The sequence below is a fragment of the Anaerobacillus sp. genome (assembly GCF_046314235.1).
Classification (GTDB): domain Bacteria; phylum Bacillota; class Bacilli; order Bacillales; family Anaerobacillaceae; genus Anaerobacillus.
Map to the genome: position 1 here is coordinate 410489 of NZ_JBKBWN010000001.1, position 22169 is coordinate 432657.

Below are 22169 nucleotides of genomic sequence, written 5' to 3' on the forward strand. Positions count from 1 at the left end.
TCCCTTCTTTTACAATAGCACTATATTTTCGTCCATTAAAAAAGAGGCAAAGCAATCGTAACAACTGTTCCGATATTCTCTTTACTAGTAATCTGTAACTTAGCTTTATTTGAATACCTCTCCATTAAGCGCGTCTTTAACACATTCAAATTCATGACCATGCTAGTTTCCTGGTTTTTCGGTTGCGAAATCTTTGCTAATACTTGTTCACTCATTCCCACACCGTTATCCTCGACGATTATTTCAATAAAATCACCGTTTAATTGAATATGGACTCTAATTAAGCATTCTCCTGATTTCGTTTCAAGTCCGTGAAGTATAGCATTTTCAACGATCGGTTGGATCATCATTGATGGGATCATGAATTGTTTTGTATTTTCAGCTACGACAATTTCATAGGAGAACCTTTCTCCTAAACGAATTTTTTGGAGGGTTAAGTAATTGTTTATATACTTAAGTTCCTCTTCAATCGTTACCTCTTTGCCGATATTGGAAATTAAAAACTTCACAACGTCAATAAATACGAAGGTAGCTTCTTCAGTTTTAGGTGCGTTTTCTATAAAGGAGAGATTACCTACGATATTCAATGCTTGAATTAAAAATTGCCGGTTAATCTGAGATTGGAGTGTCTTTAATTCTGCCGCTTTTAAAGCCGTCTCTAAATTGGCTTCAGAAGTTCTAGACTGTATTAATTGTAGTGATTGCTCATGTAATTCTTTCTGAATGACATTAACATAGCCTTTTTGGGCGATCTTATTTGCGATGTTAAACATTAAATGCGCAGCCGCCTCTATTTTCTTAAAGGGAACAATTGGTATTTGGGTATACGCTTCAATAAGTTCAACATCATCTTCGATATCAATTGTTTCGTCAACAATGTAGTCAATATTCGAAGTATTATCAGCGCTGACCACCTGCCCGCCCATAATTGAACCTAAGTACTGACCATTAACAATAATAGGCGCCGCAAAATCTATAAAACCAGAATGACACATATATATATAAGGTGCGCCTGTCCGTGCTGCTTCTAAGCCAGCCCGTGAATCACATTTTTCACACAAGTCTTTCGTTTCACTTCGATAACGAATAATCGAACAGTATTTGGAACAGCCACTATGTTTTGTATAAGGCTTTCCACGGTAGTCCACAGTAATCGCAGCAAATCCTGTTGCTTCAGAAAAAGCATCTTGAATTTTTTGTAACGTTTCAACTTCAACTACATTATCAAGCTGTAATATTCTTCTCATAATTTTTGCCTCTCATTTTAAGGAGTCATTTCTTTTAACACTACAACGTTTATATTGCTAAGTAAACCTAGATTCTCCCATAAATTCCGACTATTTTATGAAGTTAAAAGAAAAACACAAAAAAGTGAAAGACCTGAATAACTCAAAGCAATGGAAAAAAGGATGTTCTGTGATTATGCAGCTGATATGTGATAGCTCCCAAAAAATAGAATGTGTTTTCTATCGTTTATTTATGATTGCAGCTCATTAAGCTCTCTTTGCATGTTGATTGATCAAGCCGATAAAGTGTGGCAGACCTTCATGGACCAAAATTTCCAAAACCTTAAACATTCCATTTAAATCTTCTTCTCCATTATCTAACAAACTTTGCAAAACGACACCGTCCACACTCGCAATAATCCAAGTCGCTAGTGGCCGACTCAATTCATGAGAATTTAAACCGTAGACGTTTTTTAGAATTTCTTCAATACGAGTAATCCACTCATTATATTTCTCTTGAAATTTCTCTTTAAGCTCACCATTTCCAGTGACAATCTCATTCATCAAATGAAACTGTAACCTACTTTCAGTTTTTTTATAAAAGCGTTCTAGCGTAGCATGGTAAATGTCTTGAATTAATTCTTTATTATCTTCGTTCTCGTTTTGTGACTTTTCAGCTATTGTTGTTGTCACCCTTAAGCTTTGATCTAACAGATCATATAAGATTTCTTCTTTTGATTTGTAATAATGATAAATCGCCCCCGTACTAAGCTCTGCTTCTTTAGCAATTTCACGAACGGTCGCTTTATTTACTCCGTGTTTACTTACAACAATTTTGGCTGCCTCTATTATTTTATCTTTACCTGCGATATCTATATTTTTCATTGATATTCCTCCGTGATCATACCTTCTTCCCTCTACATTATCACTCTTTCCACTGAAAATAAAACGTTATAATCAAACATTGACTGGTAAAATAAGGTGCGGTATGATTTACATAACGAACGTTCGTTTTTTATACTTAGTAAATCGCAGTGATACATGTTTTCCTATCGTCTAAACATGTGAACATTTTCACTTATTTAGATGAAAGTCAAAAACCTTTCTACGACGTTCGAATAATCGATAATAAACCTGAAAAAATTTAGCTACAGAAGAAATGGGGTAAAGATTTTGGACAAAAGCTTATATTTTCAAGGGAGAAACAAAATTGTTACTATTTTATTATGGTTTGCTTATTTATTAGGTCTCGCAAGTAGTATACTCAGTAATTCAGAATCAGTTGCAATAATTACTTACGGATTAGCCGGGCTGTTTATTGTAATTCCTATGACAATCTTCACCTATATGCGTTTGTTCACGGTTCACTTACATTATTATGTGGCGATTGGTTTTTCACTATTAATTTTAATCACTGTCATTGGTTCACCAAAACTATCGAACTTTTTCTTAATTTATTTTAGTTTAGCTATAGTCATGCTATACCACCAAATTGTCTCTATTGCAATATCTGGCTTTTTAGGGATACTGTTATCAATCTTTTTCTTCATAAGATTTAACGAGACTATGTTTTATGGTGCCGATATAAAAATATTAATTATGTTTACGGCTATCAATCTAGCAACAGTCATTATTTTTGTTACGCAAGCCTATTTAGGTGGCAAGACCATGAAGAAAATGGAACAAGATAGCACTGAAATTGAACACAGAAGAAAACATGTCGAGAAGTTGCTTTCCAAAGTAAACGACTCAGTTGCTGTTCTCACTTCGTTTAATTCAACATTTAAATCAAAGATAGAGAAAACAAATCATATTTCCGATGAGTTAGCCATTGCTTTTTCCGAAGTATCAAAGGTCATCGAAGCTCAAGCCAGTAGTGTTACTGATATGAATGAATCGATGCATGATTCTGGTGTTATTGTTAATAATGTCGTTCAAAATTCCAAGACCCTCTCGCTAATTTCTAGAAAGACAGAACAAACATCCAACAAAGGACAACAAATGATAGAAAAATTGTCAAACAACATTCATCAAGTGAATGCTTCGATACTTAGTGCAAGTGGATTAATGCAGGAATTAAACAATGAAACGCAGAAGATTGGGACGATCTTAGGTAAAATATCTGAAGTTACAGAACAGACAAATTTACTAGCATTAAATGCTGCAATTGAAGCAGCCCGCGCTGGTGAAGCAGGGAAGGGATTTGCTGTTGTAGCTGGCGAAGTTAGAAAGCTAGCAGAGAGTTCAAAAAACTCAACCACTGAAATCGCTACAATCCTTAACGAGATTTCGATAAAGACTGGTCAAGTTGCAAAGCAAGTCCATGAAGGTGAGCAAGCAGTTACTACTAGTTTAGACATGACCGAACAAACAAAGTCTAGCTTCATTGAAATGCTCGAACATTCAAATGAAGTCCTTGGACAAGCCCAGTTAGTCGATCAACAATTACAGGCGATGGAGCATAATTTTTCAGCTATTATTGATGAAATTTCTGCCCTCTCTAGTGGTTCAGAGGAGTCTAGTGCATCCATCGAAGAAATCCTGGCAAGCGTAGAAGAACAGCACACACAAATTAATCAATTAGTAGATTCCTTTAAAGAGTTAGAGTTACTTTCAAATCAGTTACAACATTTGGTTAAAGTTAATAAAGATTAATAGGATATCCTTTTAATCTCAAAAAAAAACGCAAAAGTAGGGCAGTGCATGCACCACCCTACTTTTTTTGAGATATTAGTTAGTTTTTGCTAGCTTTTTTCTTTGGTAAAAGAAGATACTGCTACCAGCCGCTATTAATAGCATTCCAATTAATAAATAGTTGTATAATGCTGTAGCTGTGTCTGGAAGTTTAACTCCTACATGAACCATTGGAGCATCTCCTGCTAGTTCTTCAACTGTATCTTCTACTTCAAACACTGTAAAAATACTGAAGTGGTAAGTTTCTGCAGTGATATAGCCATTTTTATAGGTACCACCGATATTTTCCCACTTACCAGTTTCTTCATTATAGTAGAAAACTTTTACATTGTTAGGGTTTTTCACCTTAAATGCATCTACTTTAAATGTTAACTTTACTGGTTGCTCAAAGTTCGAAATGATTGTTTCTCCCTGCTTCACTGTAAAGTCATAAACAGCAGACAATGCCCCTTTATAATCTTGATACTGTTCGATCATAAACTCAACTGGTTCATTACCTAGTAAATTGGCCATAGGGAACGAAACTGAAACGTTATTTTTCATTAGCTCAACTGTTGCATTTTTGCTACGGAGCTCTGTTACTTGCTCTTTAGTTAATTGGACTTTAGCAACTGTATTCCCTTCTGTTGCTTTTAAATCGATGATTAACAATCCGTTTGTTGCTACTTTCATTACTGATTTTGTATCAATTGTAACAACATTCGTTTTCTTATCTAGGTTTCCATTTACTTTTTGCTCAGCTTTTGGCGCTTCTGCAACAGGCTTAGTAGTGCCAGGTTTTTCTGTTGCAGGTTTTTCTGGTTGCGGAGTAATCGGTTGCTCTTTACCAGGTTCTGTTGATTTTTCTTGCTCTTCTGTAACAGGTACTTCTGGTTCTGTCGATGTTCCTGGTTCTTCTGTAACAGGTGCTTCTGGTTCTGTCGATGTTCCTGGTTCTCCTGTAACAGGTACTTCTGGTTCTGTTGGTTCACTTCCGTCAATTGGATCTAAAACAACACCAGCTACTAAAATGAACGTTGCACCTTCAGCTCGTCCAGGAAGTGTAAGATTTACTTCACCATTTTCACCAACAGTGTACGTATGACCATTATAAACATCTGTCACAGTGCTGTTTGCTGCAAATGGAACTTGTACAGATACATTAGCTGCTGCGTCTTTTGTGTTAATACCAACAACAACGGATTCACCGTTGTATTTTCGTTCAAAAATCATATAACCAGTAGCATTATTTCCTTTTAGAAGTGTATGCGTTCCTTTTGAAAATACTTGTGAATAATCTTTACGTGCGTGCAGTAGCTTCTGATAATGTGCAAGTACATCATTTCCTTCGACTTTGTGCCAAGGGAATACAGGACGGTTGTCATAGTACGGCCAGTTATCAACACCTGATAATCCAAGCTCTTCCCCGTAATAAATAACCGGTTGTCCTTTTGATGTGATTTGTAATGCAGCTGCAACCTTTAATAGCGCTAAGTTTACAGTTCCATCTGCTCCTCTAAATTGCTCAAGGAATCCATCTTCGTCGTGACTTCCTAAAAACTGCCCTAAAGTTGCTGTGTTGTTAATGCTCTCATTTCTAGCAGAAATTCGATTATTAACTGACGTAATTTGTCCATTTACTAAATCACGAGCAATATACTTAAAGTCAAAGTCTACTAGTGAGTCCATTGTTCCAGAATTTAAAAACCCTGAATCATTGTTAGGTCCTGCGCCCCATACTTCACCAATCATCTTGAAATCTGGTTTTTCTAACGTCAAACCATTTTTAAGTGCCATCCAAGTTGGAGAGTCTACATGTTTTACTGTATCCACTCGGAAGTAATCAATCGTATTTCCTTTTTCAGTTCTCGCTTTATCTAACCATGCTACTTGCCAATCCACTAATTGTTGACGAACTTCTGGAACCTCAGTCTTTAAATCTGGTAAACCAGCAAGCTCACCAAACACATCATGTCCAGGAATTCCTCCATCATGGCGTAACATATGAGCAAAACGTGCTCGGTCTTCATCAGTTGTGTAGCCAACTGGAGGATTTGTCGTATTTCCATCTCCAGCTTTTAAACCATAACCAGTATGATTGACCACGATATCAACCATAATCTTCATGCCACGATCACTCGCTGCATCAATTAGTTCATGGAAGTCATCAAGTGTTCCTAAATGTGGGTTTAATTCCTCAAAATTTAATGCCCAATACCCATGGTAAGCATAGTAAGGAATTTGGTCACTATTGTAAGCTACATCATAGTAGATGTTTTCAACAATTGGTGTAATCCAAATTGTATTAATCCCTAAATCATAAAGATAATCTAAGTTTTGCGTTACCCCTTTGAAATCTCCACCTTGATAGTGGCCCGGGCTTGAAGGATCATATCCAGGTGCAAAGTTGTTAGACGCGTCACCATCAGCAAAACGGTCAGTTAGCATGAAGTAAATACGCGCTTCATCCCAATCAAAGTCTTTTTCACTAGTTACTACTCGAGGTTTTACACTTATTGTTGCTTCTGTATTATGCGTATAACCAAATTTGTCAACCAATGTAATCGGTAATGTTTTCACACCCGTTGCTACATTGTCTCGAACAGCGATCGTAACGGAGTTTAATTCAGGTGAAATTTTCACTTTATTTTTTCCACCTAAGGCTGTTAAGTCAACATAAAATTCACGAATGTCAGATTCATTGTCAATTCCTGTAACATCAACCGACAATACTGCATTTTCATTGTAGTCAATAGTTTCTGGGTAAACTGTAGCGTTTAAGTTAAGCTTTAGCTCGCGATATTCAATATATGACTTACGATCGACACTTAAATTGTAAGGATCTGAGACTTCAGAAGTCACACCATTAATCGTAACTAAAAACGTATACTCATACGTACCTTCTTGTAAATCAGCAACTGTAATAATGAAACGTTGATCATTTTCAATATAGTTCATTTCATGAACTTGTCCATTTATTTTAACAGCTACTTTTTCAATTTGATCCATTGCATCTTCTTTATACAAGTTTGCGTCACGGTAATAAAACGTTGCATTACCTGCATCTAATAAAGGTCCTCTTGCAAACGGCAAAGTACGGAATTCTTGTTGACCGCTTTTTACAAATACTTTTGTAATGCTTTCTGTTGGGCTTACTGAGATGAGACGGTCTACGTCAACATCAATATTATTCCAGCCAGTACCTCTACGTACTTTAAAGCCCATACGCTCAATCTTTGCACCAACCTCGATGTTTGCAATTGCTACATCATTAACAACGCGGTCGAAGTCGATCTGGCCATCTTTAGCACCAGTGTTCCACGTCCAAATATTCCAGCCCTCATAATTTTTATCAGCTCGCTCATAATGGAAGCGAACAGCAGGAGGATCTGCTAGTAGTACATCATTTTTACTATAGAATACGTCGTTTGTTCCTTGCACGATCCATACTTCAACCTTTTTTTGACCAGCTGGCACTGTGATCGTTCTTTCCGACTCCTCTGCTTGCCAATCACCTAACCGAGTTTTAAACGTAATGCTATTATTAGCGAAACGGTAAGTTCCTGTAGCAAACTCATCATTTTTACCGGCAAAATCAAATTGACTACCAGGCATTCCATTGCCCCAAATCCATAAGTTCCAGTCACTTTGATTACCATCAAAACGATAGTAATTTATTGTATACTCAAACATTGTTGCAACTACTGTAATCATTTTTTCATTTGTAAAACCTTGATGTTCAGCACGTACTTTGAACTCTCGATTTAACGGTACTGAGCTAGCGACTGTTAATTTATTCCCATCCAAGTTAACACCAGCAACTGGTTCTACTAATGACCAGTTCGCATCAACATCAACTGTATTTCCTTGATCATTTAAAAATCTTGCTTTTAAAGTAATTTCATCATTTCGTTCTGCATTTGAAGGTACCTCTGGAAGCAGTACACCAGGTACATGTACAACCGAGTTACCACCTGAGACTTTTGGGTTAAGTGGATCTACGAAGTCACCGCCAGTCCATGAACGTTGCGGAATAAACTTGTATTGATACGTTCCTGGAGCTAAAGGTAATGTTTTCGTAAATCTTCCATCTTGCTTGTCCATTGCAATGGCGTTAGCAATATTCCAGTCGTTTAAGCTCCCAACCATGTATAACTCATCACCGTTAAAAGCGGCATTAAATGTTACTGTGCCATTTGTATGAATAACAGGACTATCAAACGCTCTCGTACTAAACGAGAATTGAAGTTCATCATTGATTGCTCCCGATTCTTTAGCTGATACCGCTCCAGCTAGGACTTTCACTGTATACGTTTTTGAATTTAGTAACTTGTTCGCTGGTACAACCGTTAAACGATTGTCTGTTACGGTTGCAGTGAAAGCAACTGAATTTGCCTCATGATCTACCACTTCAATTTTAGAAGCATTAACTAGATTAATATTATCTGCAAAATTCACACGAATATCTGTACCAATTGAAACATTTGTTGCACCATCTGCAGGCGTACTACCAGTAAACAACAAACCTTGTGGCGCTTCATATACATCACTATAAACAGATAATACATTTGGGGATGCTTGGTGGTTCCAAGATGTAGCAACCGTGTTTCCTTCTACTTTTGGAATTACATCAAACGCACCATGCTGCCAATCGTGATTTCCTGATAACACAGCTATTGCGCGAATGTCATCAGAAGCATTAAAGTTTAATTCACTTAAAGGAATTTTACCTTGGAAGCTTTTTGTTCGGTCCACTTTAAATTGGGCGCCTTTTAAACCGTGAACTGTAGATAATACTGGAGCGTTTAGATTAGTTGCGTTATAAACAGCTCCGTAATATACTTCGTTGTCGTTTTTGACTTGCAATTGAATGTTATACTGAGGCTTTTTAAATGACTCAGCATCACTATATTTAAATGCATGTTTCAGATTAGAAGTTTGTCCTATTGATGCTACTTGATACGAAGGAATGGCGGACACATTTGAATTAACATCATTTACATTTAAGCCTAAGTTAAGGGTTAAACCTCGTTCCCCCCAGTTAGCCACGTTTTTTGCTTCAACATAAAAGTAAAAGTAATTCTCATCCATCTTTACTTTTAAGTTATCAATATTAAAACCTTGCCAACCAGCTGTTTGTGATCTCGCTAATGTCGGAACTTTTTCCCAATCTACCTCGATACTAGAATTGCTAGTTCCTTCCGCTGTAACAACAGGAGCATATCCTGTAAACACAGAAAAGATCATTAACAATGACATATAAAGCGATAGGAGCCTTTTGTGTTGCTTTTTTATCATGGTGTTTGTTACCCCTTTCTCAGATAAACTACATTTTGCGGTAATCCCTCTCAAAAGTAGTTTGTGTTATTAGTAGACTAATAAATTTGTGCAAACGTTTTCTCAAGGTTAATACTATAGTACTACTACATAACAACTTATGCAAACGTTTTCTCGAGGTAAGAATATAATACTATGATGCTAGTATTAACTCTATTTATTATTAATGGGATTACTGGTTATTTCACCCAAAAATTTGTTTTTTTCAAAAAAAACCTTGAAAGGACTCTATCCAATCAAGGGCTACTTCATTATGGTATTAATTTCAAGTTAATTAAGTTAACCTTTATGTTGCGGGTATTTATTGACGATATGCAACGAGCTTATAATCCTTTTATTTACCCATTTCCTCATACTCGGTTGATTGTAACTTTCATAGACTCTTTGTCTGTTTTCTTGTGTAGTAGCGTATTGAGGAGGTAAGCTATTTAGTGAAAGTGCAATGACATCATTCCTACACTTCTTACATTTACAAAAAGTTTGATACTCTGGCCCTGCAAGAAGAGTGACTACTAATACCTCAACTATTTCCTCCATGATGTTTTTGTATCCCCTAGTTTCCATGACAACCCTTTCCTTAAATATGATCTCATTAGTATACCAATTGTTGTTTTCCAAGGAAACGTCTAATTTTCATTGACCTCTTGCGAACAACTAAAGTCGCGGGTGCTCCTTCACTTCCTGTAGACTTATTATTTTCGAAACGAACTGTAGATATGCTTTAAATGAAATAAAAACAACGCAACCTTTCCAAATTCACTAATTTCACATTAATGCTATTGCAATTTTGTGGTATGTTATAAGTATATATCTTTTATATTGTAGGCGATTTAAAATACCCACATTAAACTTTGAATAGCCCTATATAATTGTGGCTTTTAATCAGGTTAGGATGGTGAATAGATGCAAAGAGTAACTGTGGAAAGTTTAGTTGAAAGATTTTCATTAAAAGTATTAGTTGGCGGAAAGCATTTAAAAAGATCGATTACCAAATCACGAGTCCACCGTCCAGGGCTTGAGTTTGTTGGTTTTTTTGATTTTTTCCCTACCGAGCGAATTCAAGTTTTAGGAACAAAGGAAGTTACTTACTTACATAAGCTTAGCAAAGAAGAACGTAAAACCAGAATCGGAAATATCGTTCATTACCACCCACCATGCTTCATTGTCAAAGCAAAGGAAGATGAACTTACATATTTAAAACATCATTGTTTAGAGGAAGAAATACCATTGTTGATTACTAAAAACGTGGAGTCAACTACGGAGTTTATTACAACGTTAGAAGCATATTTGTCAAATGAGTTAGCACCACAAATATCGATCCATGGCGTTTGTTTGAACGTGTCTGGGATTGGTATCTTACTACGAGGCAAGTCTGGAGTCGGAAAAAGTGAAACAGCGCATACGTTAATTGGTCGTGGGCACCGGCTAGTCGCTGATGACATTGTTGTCTTAAAGAAGATTAGTCCACATACACTTTTAGGTACCCATGATGTGAAAACAAAGGAATATTTGGCACTTCGTAGTATAGGGCTGTTGAATGTAGTCCGCTTATACGGGCAAAAGGCCTTTCAAGAGGAAACACGAATTTCTCTTGATATTACCCTGACGAAATGGGAGAAGGATGCCTTGAATAACGAGTTGGATCACGAACTTAAATTTACAGAGTACATGGGCGTAAAAATACCTTCCATTGAAATTCAAGTTCAACCTGGTCGTGACGTTGCAGGCTTGATTGAAGCAGCCGTGCATAACTGGATATTAAAACAGCAGGGATACAGTGCAGCAGAAGAGTTTATTAGCAGGATTGAGGCTGAAATGTCTGGGTCTGCGTTGGAGTAAGATCTCAAAAGGGCAAATATGAGATGAGGTTGGGACAAAACAAAGGTAGATACCAACAGTTGCAATATATCTATGGTGTACGAAAGGTAAAGTCTATATATTGTAAACTTTGTTGGTCTCAGACACCAATGAAAGTTCACTTTCACCAACATGAATGTAAATATAGTCGACACAAAACATCCAATCGAAGAAAGTGAACTTTCCTGTAGATACTATTCACAGGGGAGACAACTTCTGTCCCAGCCTCATTGAATGAAATTTAATTAGTTGTGAGGAGTTTCTTGAATTTTCTTGCGGAGTATTCTAGAAGAGTCTTTTTAAATTTCCAATTTCTCTTTCATTGCGCACAGTCTTTTCCCAAATGAAATCTTTATCTCTTTCAAAGGACTCGAAACGGTCAATGATTTGTTCATGCCGTGTCTCATTATTTTTTTCTATCTCATCTAACCGTGACTTCATGTCCATTTGCTCTTTCTTCATTTCCTGTTGCCCGTTCTTCATTTCCTGCTGCTCTTTCCTCATTTCCTGTTGCCCGTTCTTCATTTCCTGCTGCTCTTTCCTCATTTCCTGTTGCTCTTTCTTCATTTCCTGCTGCTCTTTCCTCATTTCCTGTTGATCTTTCTTCATTTCCTGCTGCTCTTTCCTCATTTCCTGTTGCTCTTTCTTCATTTCCTGCTGCTCTTCACTTAACTTTCCTACCATTCTTATCAATTGAGAGAGCATATCTTCAATTTTATCCAATCTTTGTTCAATCATCAAATTCACCTCCTTTTATGGACAAATTATACTATTATTTTTGGGTGATTTCTACTTTAAAATCGTACCAATTTGGAAAGAAAAAAAAGGCGGCTGGGGTATAACAAAGTGTCAGACACCGCTAGGCATCAAATATAGACATTTGATAAATCTGACTGTCTATATTTAGTTTGTCCCGCGTGGTGGCAGACACTTATGTCCCAGCCTTTCTTTCTCCTCTTAATAACTTTTTTGTATCAAAACTACCCTTCAATCTCCATTAGGACTTCTGCACATTTTATGTCGTCAACAGCACTAGATATGATACCACCAGCATAAACAGTATCTTCACCACAAGGTTTTAACCCATCGATTAAATTACTTAACCTTTACCGGTAATAATAAATCAAGCATTCCATCAATGCCATCATTTGGCCACCCCGTGTGAGAAGCATAAACCCAGTTTAAATGTTCCTCGAGGCACCCACTCATAATTTCTTCACCTAGCTCACTGAAATTTGGAGCATATTTCTCATTGTTTTCTGCCCAATTATATAAGTATTGCCACTCGTGAAAGTCTCCAAATTTAATAGTGTGGGCAGCGTATAAACCTCCTTCAAAATGTTTCTTTTTAAGAGGTACTGGCACTTCCATATCAACAGGTATTGTTACCCAAGTCTCATAGCCATAATGAGGCTTTTCACTTGTTGGGTTAGGATGATTAAATCCAAACATTCTCGCATCTGGTTTCAGCTCATACAGCTTGCTTTCGCGAATAAATTTATCCATCTGAGCGCCTACGGTTTCTTCTGGATTTTCTCCGATATAATGGTATGAAGCTACTGTACAAGGAGGTAATAACACCAAACGTACATTCTTTAGCTTTCCAAGAGCATCGTTAACTTTTTTCATTTCTTCCATTGAATATTCCTCCTTAAAATTAATTCTTGAAAGGTTAAGAGCATCAGCAATTTTAAGAATATCTTCATCCTGTAATAGATCGAGTTTAACAGACTTCTGGACTTTATTATTGAGGCGCAGAATACACATTCGCAATATATCCCTTATTGTACTTAGCGCAACAATCTCGTTATCTAGTTCTTTAATATTCTCCTCGAATATCCTAATAATAGAAGCCTGTCTAGCGTCTTCAAGAATTACAGCAATTTGTTTCAAAGGAATACGCAACTTTCTTAAAATGATTATTTGCTGCAGACGTCTTACAGCAATTTCGTCATATACTCGGTAGGCGTAATCTTCTTTGCGCAGACTCGATAAAAGTCCTATTTGCTCATAATAACGTAACATACGTGTCGTTACATTAAACGTTCTCGATACCTCACTGATAGTCATCATTACCATACTCTCATCTCCTTTCTGAATTAATCTTAAAGTACGACATCGCGTCAAAGTCAACAGGGAAGTGAAAAGTTTTATTAAAATGCTTTAAGACAATAATGGAGACTGGGAGGATAGGAAATCTACGTGCCCAATCACAATTTTTTGTAGAATTTCCACTAGTTAGTTTCCACCAACGTTAGTTTTCACTTCTGAAATTGTCCCTACCCAATACGTATAATCACCTTCAGGTAAATTCCATACAGCTGAAACGGTTACGGGATGTTTGTAGACACCGTTATCTTTGTAATCCTCGACAATAATTGTCCACTTCTCTTTTTTATAGCCACCAGTAGGCAGTTCATAGTTTCGTTCCGCTGTTTCAAAACGAATATACTCACCTTTTTCATTAAAAAAGAAGGTTCCACTAACATCATAGTCACCATAGCGCAGCCTAGCTTTTGCAGTTGTTGAATCAACAGGTTCCCAAGTAATGTATTCGGCTAAAATATAGCCAGAAACTAACGGTACTTCCGATAATATTGTGAGTAATCCGGATTCAATAACTTCATAATCACTCGTATTAAATAGAGGAATTATTCCAGAAATTTTCCCGCGCATATTTCCAGAGCCTGCTTGCAACACTTCCCTTACCTCGACAGGAAGTCCAAACATTCTTCCTTTCATATAAGCAACCCTCATCGGTTCCTGAACTGAGTTAAATTGTAATGTTTGTAAGTCCATCCAATTTTGTTCAGGCTTTAGCTTAATTTTACTATCAGCCCAAATGACCTCAGAGTTGTATTGCAACTCATTGTTTACAAATCCAACATAATTCATATACTTTTGTACCGGTTCAGGTAAATGAGCAATGTCCTCTGCAGTAATCTTCTTTTCACTACCATAGGTTTTGTTTAGTTCTAACGCTTTGTTTTCATTAAATAATTTTAGCATTGAGCCAGTTCCAATAAAGAGGGCTGCTCCTCCTATCAATAGTGAACCGACAATAGCAATCTTTAAAATATTCACTTGGATATCCTCCTAATTCGTCACTTTTTAACAGCTGTCATCATAATTAAAGTTAAATAGTTTTCTGTATCTGCTTCGTGGAGTTCAAAGTCCGCTGTTTTTCGCCAAATTTCTTTTCCGTCTTGTAGCGACTCTGCCAGTGTTACATCCACAATTCCTGTTTTCTCCCAAAGCTGTCGCCACCAGTTAGCGCTATGAAAGGAGTACATTTCCGGATCCCAGTACGGCTTCATTTTTTCAGGTAATTCATTTGGAAACTCCTTCGTTAAACCTGGGCTAATCATTCCGAATTGGCCGCCCCTTTTTACTAACTTTCCATAAATACTAGGAAAATACGTTTCATCCGTGCCAAAATAATGGTAGGCATCAATACTAATCGCTGCATCAAAAAATCCGTCAGCATATGGTAATGCATGAGCCTCAGCTTTTAATGGGAAAACTTTGTCTGCCACTCCCATTTCAACAAAGCGTTGGTAATTGTCAGTGGGACTAATCCAAAGATCGTTGGCAAATACAGTAACACCAAATTCTTTTGCTAAAAAAATTGAGGTTAAGCCCATGCCACAACCCATATCTAACACCCGCATCCCAGGTTGTAAATCCATTTTTTCAGAAAGAATTTCAATTAGCCACATAGCATTAGGGCCTAGCATTGTATTTTTCTCAATAAAGTTTTTATAGGTTTTATAATAGTTTTCCGTTCGTTTGAACTGTCTCATATGGAATACTCCTTTTCGTTAATTTTTTAGTGAAATTAGGATTGAAATCGCCGACGCTACGATAAGAAATTCCCAAATAAAATAAGAAAATTCTCACCTTCAACTACCAGCGATATTTGTGAGATCGATCCACATAAAAGAATGATATTGTGATGCAGTTGGTCACCGCGAACTTGGAGCTTATATGTCAAAGAAACCTCCAAAAATAAAACTCTCGTCATCTATATTGTTCATTTATAGTAACCTCCTTTCAATTATGTAATATATTACACATTTAGGTTGTTGTCACTAATTTCCAAGTGACGGTTTTGTGAATTATAAGTGAGGGTTGATGTTGGAATAGGATGGTGAGTGGCCAGGACTGAATTTCGATTTCAGGTAATTCTGGACATCCTATTGAAAGAACTGTAAAACTAAAAAATTTCCTTGCGATTTGCAAGGAAATTAAAGTATTTTTGATCAGGTAATTATTAAGTCACCTTAATTAAATATTCATTGGAGCAAGCATTCAAAAGTTCTATTCTTTATCCGGACAATTGACCATTATTTGTGCTACCTGAGTTAAACGAGCGTAGAATGCCGTTCCAGCTGGAGTGTTAAACAGACCAACTTCTTTAAAAGCTTCTTTCATACATTTCAACCAGCACTGTGCTCTTTTCGGTGTTACTTCAAAAGGCAAATGACGCTCCCTCATAGCAGGTGGCCCAAACTCCTGACTGTAGAGCGCAGGACCTCCTAAAAATTGCGGTAAAAACATCCGCTGCTTTCTCTTTATCTCATCGATGTCTCCCTCAAATAGTGGCCTTAACTCCTCATCAGCATAAACACGTGGATAGAAAGCATCTACAAGCTTATCAATTGTTTCTTGACCACCGATTTCGGTATATAGCGATTTTAAATTATTCTCCATATTTTCACCCACTCTTTTTTTTCCTATATTATACAGAAAATAAAAGCAGCGCCTTGTGACCAATGTCACCAGAATTCCAAAATTCTAACTTTTTCACTATAGTCACTTAAGATTGTTTTATAGTGGAGTTAAGTGCACAAGTGAATATATTACATAGTAAAGTGACGGATGCTCACAGGTATTTGAACATTAACTCTTTAGCGAACTATTAAATAAATTAGAAATAAATGGAGAAACTATTGCTGTTGTACATTAAACATTGGAGATGGTTGTTGTGACAATATTTGAAATGATTATCCGTACTACGACTGGATTTATTGTACTGTACATCCTTTGTCGTTTATTAAATAAGAAACTAATTTCTCAAATGACCTTTTTCGATTATGTAGCTGGGATTACGATTGGGTCGGTAGTAGCAAGTTCCATGCTTATGAAAGACGTACCTGTTTTGGTTGGTATGGTAGGGTTAATTCTATTTTGTTTTTATACGTTTCTTAGTAGTTTAACTGCAATAAAAAGTTTTTGGGGCAGAAAAATGTTAGAGGATGAACCTACCTACTTAATTAAGAATGGGCAAGTACTCGAGGACGGGCTAAAAAAAGTCCGCCTGACGATGGACAGTTTGTTATGCGGTCTTAGGAAAAAAGGGTTCTTCTACGTTGATCAAGTGGACACTGCTATATTGGAAACAGACGGAACAATTACTGTACTTGCTAAACCACCACATCTAACCGCAACACAAAAAGATATTTTTAACATTCAGGCTAATCGTGGGGTACCTCAAGCCTTTATTATCGATGGGCAAGTGTTGCCAAATAGTCTGAAGATGTTAGGTAAAGATATGGAGTGGGTAAAACAAGTTTTAAAGGAGAATAATATCCCATCCATTAAAGAAGTTTTTTTTGCGCAAATTGATCAACTAGGTACGATTTATATTGACAAGAGAATGGATAAAAATACTCAATTAAAGTTTGAATAAAAAGATTATAATCTAATTATTAAAGGTCAGCGTGTTGTGCTGACCTTTTAGTGTCTAGATAATATTATTAATTTTATTAAGAAAAGCTTTTGCTTAAGGAGAAATTATAATAAGGTAAAAATTGTGTAAATATCTTAACGAGGGTGACAAAACAGATATTTACACTAAACAATATCAATTTAGGTGCCTAGGGTTACAGACGCCCCATATTGACGAGAATTTGATTAAATTAATTGTCCTAGATTTGCCCATATATTTGTCCAAAAAGAGAAGAAGCGACTAGGCCATACTTCGCTTCCGTTTTATGTCTAATTTTGTAAGTTTCTTCATGATGAAGGTTTAATCTAACACCTTCGGTACCCAAGATTAAGTACCAATCATCTGCTAATTCTATTCTGCAAGGTATGCCTTTGTCTTTTTATGCGAAGGTTAATCCAGTTTCCACAAAATAGTAATTATTGATGATTTAATGTTTATGGCCGTGGACCAAAGAGAAGCAAACTTATTCTTTCATTTAATTAATGATCTTTATAATACTTCCTCAATCATTCTAACCTCAAATAAAGGGCCGAGTGATTGGGGAGAACTTCTCGGTGATCCAGCAATAACAACTGCAATATTGGACAGAATTGTTCATCGAGCGGAGATCATTCAATTTGATGGTAGCAGTTATCGAATGAAGCATCGAACTTCCATTTTTAAGCGAGAAACTGTCAAAATTAATTAGCAAAAAGTGTTCATTTTTACTTGACGGTCACAACAAGGCGTATGAACCTAATATTATTAAATCTAAATATTTTTCCATAATACCTTGGATAAACTATAAAAATCATATGAGGAGAGTGTTAGTTATCGAAGACTAACTAAATAGAAAATTGTAAATTTCAAATCAAAGATAATATACATTTTATATTTTCACATTACCTATATGAACAAGGCTATTTGGGCATTTGAACTTATTGCACTCTAACATGTTAGGATAGGAGGAGAGAGGACGACTCTTGCTTTTTTAGCGAAATAAACGAATGGCAGCCCTTCTCTGTGCTTATAAGTAACACAATAGATAGAGTTTATTAATTGACAAAGTTTTCACTTCTTAAAGACTATTCAAATCGCTCATTTCTTCTTCTTTCCTCGTTTAACTCATTCTCACGCGTTTGTCTGATTGAACCCTCCAATTCTACTTGTTGTTTGATAGCCCAATTAACCACAGATCTATCCTGATGTTCCTTTAACTCATAAATTAAAGGCAAACGTCTTTCCATTACTTCTGCTAAAGACCCGCTCCAGGATCTTGGTAAAAAAGAATACTTAAAAGCATCTAATATTTTAATAGGTTCATTAAAGTTATCAAGAATTTCCAATGCTAAAGGTGTCCATTGTAACTTATTACTCTCTTTACATTTATAATAAGGCATAATTACTCTCGCTAATAATAAGTATCTTGTTTCAGGACTAGATTCGCACCACTCAATAATAACATCCTTATTAATCATAGAAATTGGATTTGACCTGGTTCGTATATCATCAAGAAATAGCGTATCTATTACTCTATTATTTTCATTACTTTCAAGAAATGTCTCAAGAAAAGCTCGCGGTTGGGTGGAAGCCAATGATTCTAATACTCTACTATAATCCCAAGGGTAAATATCATAATTCAAAAAACCCTTTAATAACTTATCACCTAGGATTTTTGCATTCTCTTTAGCAGAATTAGTAATATAACTAGCTTTAATAATCTCTGATAGTTCATAATCACTTCTGTCGTTTTTAGAAGTCTTTCTTTGAAATTGAAACATAGTAAGCAACTCTTGACCTAATCCAGTTATTGTTTTATTATGTTGTTCATTCTTTTTTTGTCCATGAAGTCTCATATGAAGTATTTTAATTGCTACTTCTAAGCCCTTAGGTTGGGAAGATATTAATTTTATCAATTTATAAAAGTCGCCATCATTAATAGTTTCGTGCACTCTTCCATATGCTAAATTACTATATTGCCAGATTGGTGAGGAACCACTTTCAAGAGATTCAATTAACCTTTTCACACCACTTTCATCGATTTCAATACTTGTCTGAAAAAAAGGAAATACTTCCGCTGTAGTTTTGTTCTTCAAAGCATCATCTAAAATTCTGTTACAAATATTGGGGTTATTCTTTGATAGTGTACTTAAAAAACCACGAATTACTTGATAGTTTATAGTTGTTCTTTCTAGAGTAGTTAATTGGCTTATAAATTCCTCCCAGATCAAGTCAGAGCTCAATGATCCCTCTGCCAATCCCTGCCCAAAATTAAACATTACCCAATTTTTACAGCATAATATATCAGGTAATAATTCCTTTAAAATCTCTTGATTGGATCCAACTTTGATACCTAAAGATTTTGCATTATCCTCAATTTTAATATCTTCATCATCACTATTTTTTTCATCTAAAGTATCGACTAAAGCAAAAGAATCTTCAGATAAAACATAAAGTCTTACATGTTCAATTAAACTTGTTGGTTTTAGAATTTGATCTAATTCATCTAAGCGAGATAAAATACCAGTTTCCAAAGCTTCTTTGTTATGTTTCTTAATAGACTTAACAGCTACCCATGCTTCACCCCAAAATCTTTTCTCAGAAATATTTTTTGCACAATGTTCGAGTTCATCATACAAACCTGTTTTAAGCCATAAACAACTATATTTTTCCCCGAGAATACCTTTAACTTTATTAGTAACTGGTCCATTATTCATAATATGTTCTAGAGCAAATTGGATAAAAACCTTATACCATTGCTGTATTTCCTTCATAGTATTAGGTTGAAGTCCATAATCTCTAGAGTGCGCCCCAAACTCAAAATAATGATCGGAAATAAAACTATCAGTTTTAAGTGCAACTTCTAACAATAAAAGACCTAGTTCCCTCTCGTTGTGAATATTTGATACCACTAATTTATTAATTATATTTAGTCTTTGTTCAGCAGTAGCTTTTGTACCAGATAAATATAACTGGAATAGTGTCTTCAACATTTTTCTAATTGAATTATAATTTTCATCTGGCCTTTCAGACAGTGCAAATAGGCAAAGTAAATTTGAAGATCGCTCAAAGTATTTTTGTTCATAAGCAATTGAGCAAAGAAGCCTAGTAAATTCATTGTAATTAGGGTTATCACGAGAAAAGAAGATATTCGCTTCTTCTAAAAGTAGAACCTTTTCAATAGAAGAAAGAACTAATTCTGGATTTACTGGAGCAATGTTTTTGAGAAGACTAATACCAAGCTCATTTAAATTACTAACACTGCCCAAAAGTCCTCCTTCATTCAGCCATCTATTTGAAATTTCTTTTGCTTCCTCAGAATCGTGTAGAAAGCTTAACCTTCTTGAGAAAGATTTTAATAATCTTTCATTTTCTCCGTTTTCAAACATATTACAGATAATATTAATAGGTATATTTTCAAGAGCCCTTTGTGCAAGCTTATTTGCTATTGCATGAGGCAAAACTGCTCTCCATATACTTCTCTTTTGCACAAGATCACGTCGAATAAGTTCACTCACATTTTCATATATCTCGCGTGTTGACATTTCAACTAATGCCCCTAATATATTCAACTCATTATTATCTGTATCGTCTATTGAACTATCAAATGAATAAACCAATGAACAAACTTCAGCGGCTTTTGATAAACGATGATTGGGTTCATTTCTTTGTTCAAACAACCTATTAAAAAGAACATTATCTCTTAATCCTGTTAGATTTTCTCCTCTTTTAACAGTATTGGCTAAAGCTATAGCAATACGTGCATTTCCTCCTGAGAATTCTGCTATAGTCCGAGCATTTACTTCACTTAAATAAGAAAAGCGCAACTTTAAAATATGGCCAATTAACTCTTTAGATGCCGGCTCCAAGCGAAATACTTCAGTTTCCTCAGGTTGGTCCTCCCGAACATCATATTCGACGGTAATTATGCTTAATAAACTATTTGATTCCCCCCCAACTGCTACTAAACGATTATGTAAGTCTGGTGGACAATTATCAGCAATAAGGGTAGCGTGGCTATTTTGATTTACTAAACGTTCAGCAAGAGTACATGGATCAGGATTAGGACCATCACTTATATCTGTATAGAAAACAGTAGAAGGATTTAATGGGCTATTACCAATTCTATCATCAAATAAAGCTTGTACTAATCTAGTTTTTCCAACACCTGATAGGCCAACTAAACGAATATTCGACTTTGGCCTTTCTAATATTGATCTTATTTTATTTAGTCCTTCTAAAGCAGACAATCCGTCAAAGTGGGAATTACCACTACTATATAGACGTATTTGTTCATCTAGGATATATTCTTCTTTAAGACCCCCGGGAGAATGAGCCCAATTCCCAAAAGTCCTCCACCCCTGGATTGGCCTTCCAATTTTCTCTCTTACCCAGATACTTAGAGCAGGAAAGTTTCGAACCCATCCAGCTATTCGTTCACGATCGTAAAAATCAACTTTAAAATTAGACGTATGTGAAAAATTTTCAACCACTTCCTGCATTGCATCTTTTCTATCTTTTAGAGAAGAGTCAGCAGTTGACCCTTGACTACTTACAATAATATAAGCACCATTTAAAGCTATTAAATCCTTAATAACTTGTTTCGGCTCACCATTTACCATCATCTCTTTAAAAATAGCACTACGAGGCATATCTGGCTTTTTAACCTGATAACCTGTATTAGACCGAGGAATAAACCCGTCACTATGAACTGGGGACGTTAATTCAACTCGTACATCAATCCCTCCGTCTTTCGCGTTTTGGTGACCACCCCATGTAACACCTGCTGTTGGTAATTTCATAGAACGAAGATTGGCCTCACAAAGAAGTCCGATAAGCGACCTTAAATCACTGTCACTCAATTCACTAATATCTTTCCCCTCAATTTCAAACATTTATATTTACCCCCTTTTCTAATTTGATTTCATATCTTATTAATTTATTAATGTGCCCTTAACTGACCGCTCTCAATTTCTTAAATTACCTTTTACTTTTGGTAATTTTGTGAATAACCATGATAGATTAACAATCTATCTATTTCTTTAAGTAACTCCTCTAAAACACCTTCAGCAGGTCTAGTAGCCTCAGATATAATGCTACTAGCTATTTTAGTATGATTTTTAATTACTCTTTCTACGATAGGCTCTTTCTTTCTTAACAATTTATCTAAATAAACGTTTAGTGCCATTAACAAACTTGGTTTTGTAAATTGCCCTACTGAATTTGAAAGGAAGCCCATTGATAATAAAACGTGAGTATCAATACTATCATGGATTCTCTTTAACTCCAGATAAGATCGATAAGTTGCCAATGTTCCTCAAAATTAAATACAGAATTATTTATAACTAGCCCTATAGTAGAAATTT

Annotated in this window: 16 protein-coding genes and 1 pseudogene; 4 read left to right on the forward strand and 13 right to left on the reverse strand. The window is 35.8% G+C overall.

What is annotated here, in order from left to right; translation table 11 throughout:
• Positions 1 to 35: 35 nt before the first annotated feature.
• Positions 36 to 1247, reverse strand: coding sequence for a PocR ligand-binding domain-containing protein (locus ACK4M9_RS01890; RefSeq protein WP_409847266.1), 1212 nt, complete (start codon positions 1245 to 1247; stop codon positions 36 to 38).
• Positions 1248 to 1493: 246 nt separating this feature from the next.
• A complete protein-coding gene (locus ACK4M9_RS01895; protein ID WP_409847269.1) occupies positions 1494 to 2111 on the reverse strand; it encodes a TetR/AcrR family transcriptional regulator in 618 nt (205 codons plus the stop codon).
• Between the two features lie 288 nt (positions 2112 to 2399).
• On the opposite strand from ACK4M9_RS01895, the gene ACK4M9_RS01900 reads away from it, so the two are divergent.
• Positions 2400 to 3881: a methyl-accepting chemotaxis protein gene (locus ACK4M9_RS01900; protein WP_409847272.1), complete on the forward strand. Its 1482-nt coding sequence runs from the start codon at positions 2400 to 2402 to the stop codon at positions 3879 to 3881.
• Positions 3882 to 3956: 75 nt separating this feature from the next.
• Here the strand turns inward: ACK4M9_RS01900 and ACK4M9_RS01905 are convergent, their stop codons facing one another.
• Both ACK4M9_RS01905 and ACK4M9_RS01910 read right to left on the reverse strand, forming a co-directional pair.
• Positions 3957 to 9197: an alpha-amylase family glycosyl hydrolase gene (locus tag ACK4M9_RS01905; protein ID WP_409847275.1), complete on the reverse strand. Its 5241-nt coding sequence runs from the start codon at positions 9195 to 9197 to the stop codon at positions 3957 to 3959.
• A gap of 318 nt (positions 9198 to 9515) precedes the next feature.
• Positions 9516 to 9800 (reverse strand): late competence development ComFB family protein, encoded by a 285-nt coding sequence (locus ACK4M9_RS01910; RefSeq protein ID WP_409847277.1) that lies wholly within the window; start codon positions 9798 to 9800, stop codon positions 9516 to 9518.
• A gap of 339 nt (positions 9801 to 10139) precedes the next feature.
• On the opposite strand from ACK4M9_RS01910, the gene hprK reads away from it, so the two are divergent.
• Positions 10140 to 11075: an HPr(Ser) kinase/phosphatase gene (hprK, locus tag ACK4M9_RS01915; RefSeq protein ID WP_409847280.1), complete on the forward strand. Its 936-nt coding sequence runs from the start codon at positions 10140 to 10142 to the stop codon at positions 11073 to 11075.
• A gap of 303 nt (positions 11076 to 11378) precedes the next feature.
• Here hprK and ACK4M9_RS01920 read toward each other — a convergent pair whose 3' ends face one another.
• From ACK4M9_RS01920 to ACK4M9_RS01945, 6 genes are all read right to left on the reverse strand, one after another.
• The gene (locus ACK4M9_RS01920) at positions 11379 to 11831 is read right to left on the reverse strand and encodes a hypothetical protein (protein WP_409847283.1); all 453 of its coding nucleotides are present in this window, start codon (positions 11829 to 11831) and stop codon (positions 11379 to 11381) included.
• Between the two features lie 357 nt (positions 11832 to 12188).
• Positions 12189 to 13172, reverse strand: coding sequence for a MerR family transcriptional regulator (locus tag ACK4M9_RS01925; protein WP_409847286.1), 984 nt, complete (start codon positions 13170 to 13172; stop codon positions 12189 to 12191).
• Between the two features lie 159 nt (positions 13173 to 13331).
• Positions 13332 to 14177 (reverse strand): DUF6544 family protein, encoded by an 846-nt coding sequence (locus ACK4M9_RS01930; protein WP_409847288.1) that lies wholly within the window; start codon positions 14175 to 14177, stop codon positions 13332 to 13334.
• A gap of 20 nt (positions 14178 to 14197) precedes the next feature.
• Positions 14198 to 14896: an SAM-dependent methyltransferase gene (locus ACK4M9_RS01935; RefSeq protein WP_409847291.1), complete on the reverse strand. Its 699-nt coding sequence runs from the start codon at positions 14894 to 14896 to the stop codon at positions 14198 to 14200.
• 56 nt (positions 14897 to 14952) lie between these two features.
• Complete coding sequence (locus tag ACK4M9_RS01940) at positions 14953 to 15087, reverse strand: hypothetical protein (protein WP_409847295.1); 135 nt, start codon at positions 15085 to 15087, stop codon at positions 14953 to 14955.
• A 326-nt stretch (positions 15088 to 15413) separates the two neighbouring features.
• On the reverse strand, positions 15414 to 15806 hold the full coding sequence (locus tag ACK4M9_RS01945; RefSeq protein WP_409847297.1) for a globin domain-containing protein: 393 nt from the start codon (positions 15804 to 15806) through the stop codon (positions 15414 to 15416).
• 274 nt (positions 15807 to 16080) lie between these two features.
• Between ACK4M9_RS01945 and ACK4M9_RS01950 the strand changes: the two genes are divergently transcribed.
• A complete protein-coding gene (locus tag ACK4M9_RS01950; protein WP_409847300.1) occupies positions 16081 to 16785 on the forward strand; it encodes a DUF421 domain-containing protein in 705 nt (234 codons plus the stop codon).
• Between the two features lie 238 nt (positions 16786 to 17023).
• Here the strand turns inward: ACK4M9_RS01950 and ACK4M9_RS22735 are convergent, their stop codons facing one another.
• On the reverse strand, positions 17024 to 17191 hold the full coding sequence (locus tag ACK4M9_RS22735) for a hypothetical protein (protein ID WP_486303940.1): 168 nt from the start codon (positions 17189 to 17191) through the stop codon (positions 17024 to 17026).
• Positions 17192 to 17233: 42 nt separating this feature from the next.
• Between ACK4M9_RS22735 and ACK4M9_RS01955 the strand changes: the two are divergent.
• Positions 17234 to 17512 (forward strand): annotated as a pseudogene (locus ACK4M9_RS01955) (ATP-binding protein); the annotation flags it as partial.
• 376 nt (positions 17513 to 17888) lie between these two features.
• Here the strand turns inward: ACK4M9_RS01955 and ACK4M9_RS01960 are convergent.
• Positions 17889 to 21698: a hypothetical protein gene (locus ACK4M9_RS01960; RefSeq protein WP_409847302.1), complete on the reverse strand. Its 3810-nt coding sequence runs from the start codon at positions 21696 to 21698 to the stop codon at positions 17889 to 17891.
• Between the two features lie 92 nt (positions 21699 to 21790).
• Complete coding sequence (locus tag ACK4M9_RS01965) at positions 21791 to 22114, reverse strand: hypothetical protein (protein ID WP_409847305.1); 324 nt, start codon at positions 22112 to 22114, stop codon at positions 21791 to 21793.
• Positions 22115 to 22169 lie beyond the last annotated feature (55 nt).